Source organism: Sphingomonas sp. 66-10 (assembly GCF_001897045.1).
Lineage (GTDB): Bacteria > Pseudomonadota > Alphaproteobacteria > Sphingomonadales > Sphingomonadaceae > Sphingomonas > Sphingomonas lycopersici.
Window position 1 is genome coordinate 1 of record NZ_MKRR01000052.1, and the last position, 10199, is coordinate 10199.

The following is a 10199-nucleotide window of genomic DNA, read 5'->3' on the forward strand; positions in this document are numbered from 1 at the left end:
TCAAAGATTGGGGCCTCAAGTTGCGCGAACGGCTGGGCTATCGACGCCCCGCCGTGGCTGTAGCGCGCAAACTCGCAGTGATCATGCATACCATGCTCAAGACAGGAGAAGCCTTCAACGCATCGGCTGGCGCCGTCGCTTAACTGCGACCATCAGCCCCCGCTCTCAGCACGCCGCTATGGCGCGTCGAGGCGTCCCTGCTGTGGACGTGGGTCGGGCTATTCCGGATGACAGGCGGCAGCTTGAAGAAGACTGCGACTGAAACATAGGAAGGCTCTACCTGCGAAGACCCATCGTGCGGCGGCTTATGCCGACCGCGGAGACAACCCTGCTCCCGGCAAACGACGTCCCCTCGCGCGAAGGCGGCAGCTGAAAATAAACCGTGAGAACGCGATCGTGCCGGTCACCATGCTGGCGCTGCCCTCGACTTATACGCCGACGCGCTTGACCAAGGATATGCGATTAGACAAGCTGCCGTTCGCCGCAGGAGCCTCGTCGATAGAGCCGAAAGGCCGGGTCCGGGACTTTCCTGCCCTACGAGGCGACCATGTTGAGTGGCAGCTTCTAGCGAAAGCGGACCCCGCGCGTCCGTTGGGAGGCGCCCGAATCCGCCCTCTCCTCTAAGCGGTCGGAACAGTCCCGCCGTCTATGACATATTCGGTGCCGGTGATCGCAGCCGCTCGCGGGGAAGCGAGAAAGGCCACCAGGTCGCCGATTTCGTGCGGTTTAACCGGGCGGCCGAGCGGAATGCCGCCGAGCGAATCCATGATGATCTTCTTGCCACCCTCATAATCCGTGCCGGCGTCGTGAGCGAGGCGCTCGGCCAGCGCCACAGCTGCGTCGGTCTCGATCCAGCCAGGCGATACCCGGACCACCCGAACGCCTTTCGGCGTCACTTCCTTCGAGAGGCTCTTGCTATAGGTCGAAAGTGCCGCCTTGGCCGCGGCGTAGGCGGTCGTCGATTCCGGCAGCGGCAGCTCGTGTTGGATCGAAGTCACGTGGACGATGACGCCGGAACCTTGCGCGATCATCGACGGCAGCAGCGCCCGATCGACCCTGACCGCGGGCATGAGGTTGTGGTTCAGTTCCTCGAACCACTCCGTATCGCTCAGCGCGGCGAATCCGCCCGGTGGGGCGCTCGACCCGCCGAGCATGTTGACGATGATGTCGACGCCGCCAAGTCGATCGAGGACGGCCGCAGCAAGCACCGCGCAGCCTTCGGCAGTCATCAGGTCGGCGGCGACATAGTCCAGCCTGGGCGGCGCTTCCGCCGGCACCGTTCGCGCGGCCGCTACGACCTGCACGCCCGCTTCCAGCAGTGCTGCGACCACCGCCGCGCCTGCGCCCTTGGTGCCGCCGGTTACCAGCGCGCGCTTGCCTTTCAGGCCCAGATCGAAGCTCATGGCACGATCTCCAGCCGTGCGATGGCGCCGTCCGCAAGCGTGAAGGCATAGCGCAGGTCGACGGGACTGCCCGGAAAGTTCCCGACCAAGTGTGCGGTGACGATCGTGCGATCCTCGACCTTCTCGACCATGATCGGCTCGCTCGTATATTGGTACTTCGCCACGGCCTCGGAGCGCCAAGCCGCGATCGCGTCGCGACCTTGATAGGTCTGTTGTTCATCGACCACGATGGCGTTGGCAGTGAAGCAGTCGGCGACGGCAGCGCCATTTCCTGCATCGGCGGCGAAATAGGCGGCGATTGGCTTCGGTAAGACAGGGGGCATGTCGATTCTCCTCTTGCGCAGTAGACAGATCGGCCGTCGCTGGTTCATGGGCAAGTACTGACGAAAAAGTAGGGTACTTACCTCAAGGTATGGGACACGATTACACCCGCGAGACCGCGGCCGAGGGCGTCGAGAAAGCGCTCAAGCTGCTCGAAGGCCGATGGAAGCTGGTGATTCTCTTCCATCTCTTCGGCGGTCGCGTGCTGCGCTTTTCCGAGCTCGAGCGCGCGATTCCCGCGGTGTCGCAGAAGATGCTGATCCAGCAGCTCAGGCAGCTGGAGCAGGACGGCATCGTCCGCCGGACGATCTTCCACCAGGTGCCGCCCAAGGTGGAGTACAGCCTGACCGACTGGGGCCAAGCGCTGTGCCCAGCACTGGATGCACTGCTCACCTGGGCGGCCGAGCGAGAGGCGCCCGACGGCGGATGAACCAATTTCACAGCTCGATGCCCGCCGCCCGGATGATCAGGTCGGCGATCTCGCGTGGCTTGGTGACCATCGACAGATGGCCGGCGTCGAGTTCGATCGTCGTCGCGTGCATCCGGTTCGCCAGATAGCGCTCGAACTCCGGCGCGATGGTCCGATCCTGGCGCGAAACGGCGTAGTAGCTGGGCTTGGCTGCCCATGCTGTTGCGCTGGTCCGGTCGCCGAACAGGCTAGCGGCGGTGGCCCCTTGCTCGGCGAAGAGTACCATGGCTTCGCGCTTCGACACGCCGCTGGCAAAATCATCGAGGAACGCGGACTGCGACAAGGTCGTGTATCCAGCCATCGTCACGATCCCGGCGCGCGCAGGCGTGTTGGGAAAGTGCTGTTGCAGCGTCAGAAAGTCTTCGCCGGCAGCGGGTGCCCGCGCGGCAACATAGACCAGCGCGGATACCTTGGGATCGTCGCCGACGTCGCTCACTACGGTGCCGCTCCACGAATGGCCCACCAGCACGGTCGGTCCATTCTGCGCGGCCAGCGCGCGGCGCACGTCGGCGTCCGCCTGCTCGAGCGAGGCGAGCGAATTCTGCACCGAGGTGACGTTGAGCCCGGCGGCCTGGAGCAGCGGGATCACCTTGCTCCAGCTTGAGCCGTCGGCCCAAGCGCCATGCACCAGCACGACGTTGCGCGCGACGACTGGGGTCTCCGTCTGGACCGGCGTGGGTGCCGGCTGCGCGATCAGGGAGGTGGAACTTGTCAGCAGCGCCAGTGTAGCGATTGAAAGCATTGCACGCATCGATTTTCTCCTGTGTCGGCGAGGCGACGGCCGTCGCCTCACGACGAAGCTCAGGCCCTGATGAAGGCGAGCAGGTCCGAGTTGATGACGTCGGCGTGGGTGGTGAGCATGCCGTGCGGGTAGCCCGGATAGCGCCGGGCCCGCGCATCTATGCGCGCCTGCTGCCGGCGACCCAAGGCGCAGCGCCCGCGGTGGACGATGGATTGTTTCCGAGCTGGGAGCACCATCTTCGTCCGATCGGGGACCGGGAGCTTGGCGGACTATCCGGCGGCCGCACCGCCAACGGTCATGTCCTCTCGGCCGCGATCGGGGAAGACCGGACCACCAAGACGATCGTGCGCTGGTACAAGGACAATGGTGAAATCTGGGCGGTGTCCGCCTGGGCTTCTACAAGCATGGCGACCATAGCCATGTCGCCTACGATGAAGTCATACGCGATCTGGTCCGGTGGCTGGAAAAGGCGGTGCAATCATCGCGAGCAACTGGGGGCACTGGGCCGTTCAAGATCCGGCTCGGCGCGGGTGGGCTCCACGGCGTGCATTGGCAGCACGGCAGGCCGAGCCCCGGTTCGAACCTGTTCTTCGCGCTCCGGCACGGGGTGGAGAGCGAGGCGACATTGGCTGACGATTCTCCGGATGCGATCCTGCCGGAATTCGCCCGCCGCTGCGGCGCAGATGTCGCGGACGACGGCGCCTACAAATGCGAGAGCAAAGCGAGGCGCTCAGGCTCTTCGAAGCATTGTATGAGGTCGAGCGGCTGGGCGGTCATCCGCGCGATTACAGCCACTTCATCCGTCTGAAGTGGACGTAGAGCGTGGCGCAGATCACCCCGATCGCCACCAGCACGACGAAATAGCCATCAGTCCCCAAATCACCAGCATGCCAATTTCCAGCACTCAACGAGCCAGCTTTTGCCACCAAACCGGGGAACGGGAAGGCCGAAGCGATCCGCCTGAAGACTCGAACAGGGGGTGACGAAGCCGCAAGCCGGTCGACCTCGACGCGGATACGCGTCACGCGCCATATCGACGAAAGAACCACAGTTTCACGAAATGGGTAAGGACGCAGTACGCGAGGAGATAGGCGAAGATGAACGGCCAGTAGAGCGGCGGGAGCGGTTTGAACCCCAGCGCGCCTCCGATCGGAGAGAACGGCAGGATTGCCCCGATGAGGCAAATGACCATGGTCGTCACGATGAGCGGAGTGCTAGCACGGCTCTGGACGAAGGGAATCCGTCCGGTGCGGATGATATGGATGATCATGGTCTGCGTCAGCAGCGACTCTACGAACCAGCCAGTCTGGAACAGCGCTGGATCGTGCCATGCATTGAAGACAAAAAGCATGAGCGCGTAGGTTGCATAGTCGAAGATCGAGCTCATCGGCCCGATGAACAACATGAACCGGGCGATGTTGCCGATTTCCCATTTGCGCGGGCTCGCGAGATATTCGGGATCGACATTGTCGGTCGGAATGGTCGTCTGCGAGAAGTCGTAGAGCAGGTTGTTGGTCAGTACCTGCAGCGGCGCCATCGGCAGGAATGGCAGGATGATCGAGGCGCCGAGCACGCTGAACATGTTGCCGAAATTGGAGCTCGCGCCCATGCGGATATACTTGACGATGTTGGCGAAGGTGCGCCGACCCTCGATGACGGCTGCACCAAGCACCTGCAGGCTCTTTTCGAGCAGAATGATGTCGGCCGATTCCTTGGCGATGTCGACGGCGCTGTCGACCGACACACCCACGTCCGCCGCTTTGAGCGCCGGGCCGTCGTTGATCCCATCGCCGAGGAAGCCGACGACGTGCCCGGCGCCCTGGAGCGCGGTGATGATCCGCGCTTTCTGGGCGGGAGATACCTTGGCGAACACCTGGGTGCTAGCGGCCTCGCGCGCAAGCGCGGCATCGTCGAGTCCCTCGATATCGCTTCCTAGCAGAATCCGCTCAATTGGCAGGCCGACATCGCGGCATATCTTTGCCGTGACGAGATCGTTGTCGCCGGTGAGGATCTTTACCGCGACGCCCATGTCGCGCAGTTCCCGAAGCGCCGCGCCGGCGGTCTCCTTGGGCGGATCGAGAAAGGCTACGAAACCAATCAGGGTGAGTTCGCGTTCATCGGCCACGGTACAAGCGCCACGCGCGTGATCGAGCGACCGGCAGGCGATGGCCAGCACGCGGAAACCGTCGCGATTGAGCTTGGTGGTGCGATCCTGGATCGCATGAAAATGCGACTGATCGAGCCGGTGATCGGCGCCGTCCTGCCGGTAAGCCGTGCAGATCGCGAATATTTCCTCAACCGCGCCCTTGCAGATCAGCAATGGCGGCTCGCCATCCCGACGGACGGCGATCGACACGCGGCGTCGTTGGAAATCAAAGGGCACCTCGTCGAGCTTTGCATAGCTGCCGACTGCGACCGGATGTTCTGAAATACCGGGATGCGAGAGGATCGCTTCGTCCATCAGGTTTCTGAGGCCGCTCGCGAAATGCGAATTGAGCCAGGCATAGGCCAGGGTTTCCTCGCTGTCCTTCCCGGCGACATCGAGATGGAGCTTCAGCACCACCTTGTCCTGGGTGAGGGTGCCGGTCTTGTCGGTGCACAGCACGTCCATCGCGCCGAAGTTCTGAATGGCATTGAGGCGTTTGACGATGGTGCGCTGGCGGGACATGGCGATTGCCCCGCGTGCCAGGTTCATGGTCACGACCATGGGAAGCATTTCCGGCGCGAGGCCGACCGCAACGGCCACCGCGAAGAACAGCGCCTCCAACCAATTGTGCTTTGTCAGGCCGTTGATCAGGAAGACCAGCGGAACGAGTACCATCATGAAGCGCAACATCAGCCAGACGAACTGATTGATGCCCTTGTCGAAGTTCGTCGCGCTGTCAGCGGCCACGATACGCTCGGCGATCTCACCGAAATAGGTGGCGCGGCCGGTCTGGAGGATAATTCCGGTGGCAAACCCGCTAACCACGCTTGTGCCCATGAAACACAGGTTGGCCATCTCGAGCGGGGGTTCGTCCTGGCTGGGTATCTCAGCCTGTTTTTCGACAGGCATCGCCTCGCCCGTAAGCGGCGCCTCGTTGACGTAGAGGTCATGTGCTTTCAACAGGCGCAGGTCGGCGGGAATGAGGTCGCCGGCCGCCAGCCTGACGACATCGCCAGCAACGACGTCCTCAAGTGGAATTTGGCTGAATCCATCAGTATCGACGCCAGCCGCACCAAGCCTTCGGACGCTCGCATGCACCTGCACCATCTGCTTGAGCCGCGCCGCCGCCTGGCTGGAGCGGTGCTCCTGGATGAAGCCGAGCCCCACACTCAGCACGACCATCACCGCGATGACGATCGCAGAACGGACGTCCGACAGCAGCCAAGACGTGATGGCAAGCCCGAACAGCAAGCCATTGAGTGGCGTCCGCAAACGCCGCCAGATTTCGCGGATCAGCGAATATTGTGTTTCCTCGGCTATTCGATTGGGGCCATCGGCGCGTAGGCGCTTCTGCGCCCTGGTCGATTCCAGCCCCTCGACACCGGAGTTCAGGCGGGCATACAGATCGGCATCGGCCATTCGCGCCATGCCCGAGAGGGCAGAGAGCGATCCCGAGCAGTCGGATTGCGCGCGCAAGCTATCCCTCCCCGTTGTGCGGCCAGTGAAAGATTTGTCGATCAACCAACACAAGCGTCATGTCGGCGCTTCCCGCCAGGCCAATGCAGAACAGAGGAATGCTTACACCTGAATCGTTTGCTGTTCCCCCTTGCCGTGCGGTGACCTGCTGAACGGCACCCATTCCTTGTTCAGGTCCAAAAATACAGGAGGGCGGCAAGTCACAGAAACGCGGCGCCTTCATGCCAGCGATTGATCCCCGCGCCGAGCGGCGCCTCGGCGAAGGCCGAGGCGGCGATGAAGCACCCGTCCGAGAGCAGCAGGCACAAGGCAGACGTCGCGGCGACAGGAGAGTAGTAATGCGTTGACGACAGCAGGGCGAACGCAACCACAACCAAGTCGAAAGGCAAAGCGGAACAGCACTGCGGTGCCTGAACGAGGCTGCACTGGGTCTTGCCGCCGCATAAGCGCCCCATCCACGTGAATGCCCATGCCGGAACTCTCCATGGCGGAAGGATAGGCCGCGTTCGAACACCTCGTGATGCGTAGAGTCCCGGATGTACCGGACGAGGCTGCGCCGCTCCGGGAAGAAGGATCGCAAAGCGATCCGAGGAGACGTCAATCCATCACAAGTGCCAACTGTCCATCAGGATTGCGCGGGACAGGGGACAGAACAATGTTTGCCACGCGTAAGACGCAGGGGTTTTCTCGCTTCTCCGGCTGCGCGGCAATCAACGCCAGCGCCGTGCTCAGCCCCAGCTCACATCCATTTTAGCTTTTGTGGCGGATTCGAGTGCCTTTAGGACGGCCGCACGGCACGTCCTATCAGGCGGCGAACCTCGGGCGGTTGGGGTCTCACAAGGAATAGGAGCGTGGGCGGAGGCCGCCGGCCTCATTTTTGCGGTCGCGGTTCCCGCGCCTTCCGGCTTTTGCTTCACGGTAGTCGGCCGGGCGTGGACCGCTAAGCCTTTGATTATATTGATATCTATCGATGACGCGGGCAGCGCGCGGAGCTATACCAGCGTTCCGATTGGAGACCGTCCGACAGCCTGATCGTGATAACCGATATGCAGATAGCGATCATCAAACCCTGCGACCGTGCGGAGCAACGCCATGTCGGGCAGTGTAACAAGAGCCCCTACACGGCCGATATAGCGTTTGCTCGTCATCTGCTTGAGTGTCCGATTGACATGCACCGAGGTAAGGCCCGTCGCCTCCCCGATCTGTTGCTGCGTCAGCGGGATTGGCGACTGGCGCACATCTATTCCCTGTACCTCCAGCCTGAGACCGAGCTCGCACAGCAAGTGGGCGATCCGCCTGACCGCATCGCGCTGGCCGACGTTCAGAATCCACTCGCGAAATATCGACGCGTCGACCAGCATCGACGTGATGACCGCGTCGGCGATTTCCCGTTCGCGGCCCAGGAGGTCGCGCAATGCCTGGGACTCGATGCGAGCGATGGTCGATCCCTTAATCGCCTGAAGGCTGTCGTCAGCCACTGGCAGATAGAGGCGATCGAGATCGATCGGATCGCCGCGGACATAGAAGGCCGATATCTGGCGCTCGCCATGCGCCGTCAGCCGAAAACGCTGGATATAGCCATCGACCAGAATGGTGCAGTAATTTGTGTCGTCCCCTTCCCGGGCGAGCCATTGGTGCGCGCCGAGAAGCGACAAGCGGTATGGCAGCGCTTTGATCGCATCAGCGCCACGCTCCGTCAGATTGGCATGGAGCCTGAGACGCTTGATCAATCCGACCAGCGGATGGGGGTCTTTGCCTTCATGCATAGCCTGCCCGTAGCATCCCCGCCAGGAATCATGACTGCAATACGTAAGACACCGAATGGTTGATTGAGGTTAAGTTTGGTACGGCGTAAATTCGAAGGAGGTCGCGTGTCCCGCTATTTTTTTCATCTGTCGGACGGTGAAAGTCGGCTGATCGACCCACAAGGTACCGAAATCGACGACCCCGCTCAGCTCCCTGCGCAAGCGCTTCGGGAGGCACGGGCGATAATCGCGCATGATGTTCAGGAAGGGCGTATCGATCTCAATCAAAAGCTGACGATCGAGGACGAGCATGGAATGGTTGTTCATGAGCTCAAGTTCACGGACGCGGTTGAGGTCCGGGGTGCGGCGAGCTAGCTGACCTCACGACGGCGCTCGGGATCGCAACGAGTACCGGGATTAAGCGGTGCCTGCGAGTGCTGCGTGCCGCACGGAGGTACGGCGACGATTTTGAGTTATCGGCGTTATTCTCGGTAAATAATTTACCAACGCCGCGCTCGATATGGGCGGCAAACTTCAAGCAGTTCGAAAATGTCTGGCGCGCGCCCTTCCGCGATGCATTCGACGATTTCGTCCGGAATGGTGCGCAGTCGTGGGAGCATAACATTCCCTCTTGAAATCGTTCAGATTTTTGTGTGCGCGATCGTGCCTGCCTGGAAAAACCTGCGGCGTTCCCGCGGTTCGACGCTCCAGTGGAGCGTAGCTTCCGGAAACGCCGCAGGCGGCATCAGTCCTCTCATCACAGATCGTCGAACCACGACCGCCATAGCGGCCCAAAGCGATCCTCTGCTCCTGACTGACGTTTGCCATGTAACCCGCCGCCAAATTCGCGCATATACGCAAAGAGCCGGAGGACCAGGCCGAACGGGTCAGGGGAAACAGCAGGTCCCGAAATCGCAAACTTCCCCGCGCGTTATATGATGATAGGAAGGCGCGGCGTTAAATTGTCGTCCTGAAGATCAGCGGAGATCCTTTTTCCGATCGCCGTGCTTTTGCACGCCGCGCAAAAAAGTTGATCTGTTCCAACGCTTTGTTCGATTTCCGTCAGGCGACTTGTAGGTTGGGCTTTGCCGCGTTTTCACCAGCCGAGTCGAATTGCTCCAGATTGAATTAGCATAGGCTGACCTCTTGGATTCTCACGGTTTTCTTAACCCATGTTAACCGCGTGAAGTTTGGTTTATGTAACTTCGTCTGTTTCCGTTGCGTAGCTCAGAAGTCAGGTTCGGAGGTTGCGGTGGAGAGATTTCGAGCGGTTCACATCGTTGATGATGAACCGGCGATCCGGCGATCGCTCAGTTTCATGCTGATGACGGCCAAGCTCGAGCCCATTCCTTGGGTCTCGGGGGACGCCTTGCTCGAACATGCGCATGATCTCGAACCCGGGTGCATTCTGCTCGATGTGAGGATGTATCGCACGTCGGGGCTCGACGTGCAGCGCCAGCTCATTGCGGAAGGGGTGAGCCTTCCCGTCATCGTCTTGACGGGACATGCCGACCTTGTGACGGCGCTCTGCGCGATGAAAGCCGGGGCGATCGATTTCCTGTACAAGCCTGTTGAGATGAAGGTGCTGCTTCGCGCGCTTGATGACGGATTTCGCTTGTTGGCAAGCGAGGAAGTAGCTGCTGATCGCAAGCAGTCCGCGCGGGCGCTCCTCTCGCACCTCGACAGGACGGAAATCGAGATATTGCGGAAACTGAGCAACGGCGCGGGCAGCGGTACCGTCGCCGAGCAACTCCACATGCCGAAGCAGGATGTCGATCGCTGCCGGGCCAACGCCATGGAGAAGCTCGGTGAGTTGGCCCCCGAAATGACCTGACAGGGTCTCGCTCTTAGATAAGAGTGAGCCATATGACTGAGCATACGACTAGGCGCTACAATG

General features: G+C 61.4%; 10 protein-coding genes and 1 pseudogene. 4 read left to right on the plus strand and 7 right to left on the minus strand.

From position 1 onward, the window contains the following. A pseudogene (locus tag BGN95_RS05680) lies at positions 1-143 on the plus strand (IS110 family transposase); the annotation flags it as partial. A 477-nt stretch (positions 144-620) separates the two neighbouring features. Here BGN95_RS05680 and BGN95_RS05685 read toward each other — a convergent pair. Both BGN95_RS05685 and BGN95_RS05690 read right to left on the minus strand, forming a co-directional pair. Further along, positions 621-1403 (minus strand): SDR family oxidoreductase, encoded by a 783-nt coding sequence (locus BGN95_RS05685; RefSeq protein WP_286771912.1) that lies wholly within the window; start codon positions 1401-1403, stop codon positions 621-623. After that, positions 1400-1726 (minus strand): nuclear transport factor 2 family protein, encoded by a 327-nt coding sequence (locus BGN95_RS05690; protein WP_286771913.1) that lies wholly within the window; start codon positions 1724-1726, stop codon positions 1400-1402. Before BGN95_RS05690 ends, BGN95_RS05685 begins: the two co-directional genes overlap by 4 nt. Before the next feature lie 89 nt (positions 1727-1815). On the opposite strand from BGN95_RS05690, the gene BGN95_RS05695 reads away from it, so the two are divergent. After that, entirely contained in the window at positions 1816-2154 is a 339-nt protein-coding gene (locus BGN95_RS05695) for a winged helix-turn-helix transcriptional regulator (protein ID WP_286771914.1), read from the plus strand. Positions 2155-2161: 7 nt separating this feature from the next. On the opposite strand, the gene BGN95_RS05700 is transcribed toward BGN95_RS05695, so the two are convergent. From BGN95_RS05700 to BGN95_RS05725, 5 genes are all read right to left on the minus strand, one after another. Then, on the minus strand, positions 2162-2944 hold the full coding sequence (locus BGN95_RS05700) for an alpha/beta fold hydrolase (protein WP_286771915.1): 783 nt from the start codon (positions 2942-2944) through the stop codon (positions 2162-2164). 776 nt (positions 2945-3720) lie between these two features. Continuing rightward, positions 3721-3960: a hypothetical protein gene (locus BGN95_RS05710; protein ID WP_286771916.1), complete on the minus strand. Its 240-nt coding sequence runs from the start codon at positions 3958-3960 to the stop codon at positions 3721-3723. Next, positions 3957-6557, minus strand: coding sequence for a magnesium-translocating P-type ATPase (mgtA, locus tag BGN95_RS05715; protein ID WP_286771917.1), 2601 nt, complete (start codon positions 6555-6557; stop codon positions 3957-3959). Before mgtA ends, BGN95_RS05710 begins: the two co-directional genes overlap by 4 nt. 200 nt (positions 6558-6757) lie before the next feature. Next, positions 6758-6928 carry a hypothetical protein gene (locus BGN95_RS05720; RefSeq protein WP_286771918.1) on the minus strand — a complete coding sequence of 57 codons (171 nt, stop codon included), beginning with the start codon at positions 6926-6928 and terminating at the stop codon, positions 6758-6760. Between the two features lie 621 nt (positions 6929-7549). Next, positions 7550-8323, minus strand: coding sequence for a Crp/Fnr family transcriptional regulator (locus tag BGN95_RS05725; protein ID WP_286771919.1), 774 nt, complete (start codon positions 8321-8323; stop codon positions 7550-7552). Between the two features lie 105 nt (positions 8324-8428). On the opposite strand from BGN95_RS05725, the gene BGN95_RS05730 reads away from it, so the two are divergent. After that, positions 8429-8677, plus strand: coding sequence for a DUF6894 family protein (locus BGN95_RS05730; RefSeq protein ID WP_286771920.1), 249 nt, complete (start codon positions 8429-8431; stop codon positions 8675-8677). Positions 8678-9554: 877 nt separating this feature from the next. Further along, entirely contained in the window at positions 9555-10136 is a 582-nt protein-coding gene (locus tag BGN95_RS05735; protein ID WP_286771921.1) for a response regulator transcription factor, read from the plus strand. Positions 10137-10199 lie beyond the last annotated feature (63 nt).

Bases quoted from the DNA above. Each gene is read 5' to 3' on its own strand.
- BGN95_RS05695 (WP_286771914.1), top strand. From the start codon at position 1,816: ATGGGACACGATTACACCCGCGAGACCGCGGCCGAGGGCGTCGAGAAA.
- BGN95_RS05700 (WP_286771915.1), bottom strand. From the start codon at position 2,944: ATGCGTGCAATGCTTTCAATCGCTACACTGGCGCTGCTGACAAGTTCC.
- BGN95_RS05685 (WP_286771912.1), bottom strand. From the start codon at position 1,403: ATGAGCTTCGATCTGGGCCTGAAAGGCAAGCGCGCGCTGGTAACCGGC.
- BGN95_RS05725 (WP_286771919.1), bottom strand. From the start codon at position 8,323: ATGCATGAAGGCAAAGACCCCCATCCGCTGGTCGGATTGATCAAGCGT.
- BGN95_RS05690 (WP_286771913.1), bottom strand. From the start codon at position 1,726: ATGCCCCCTGTCTTACCGAAGCCAATCGCCGCCTATTTCGCCGCCGAT.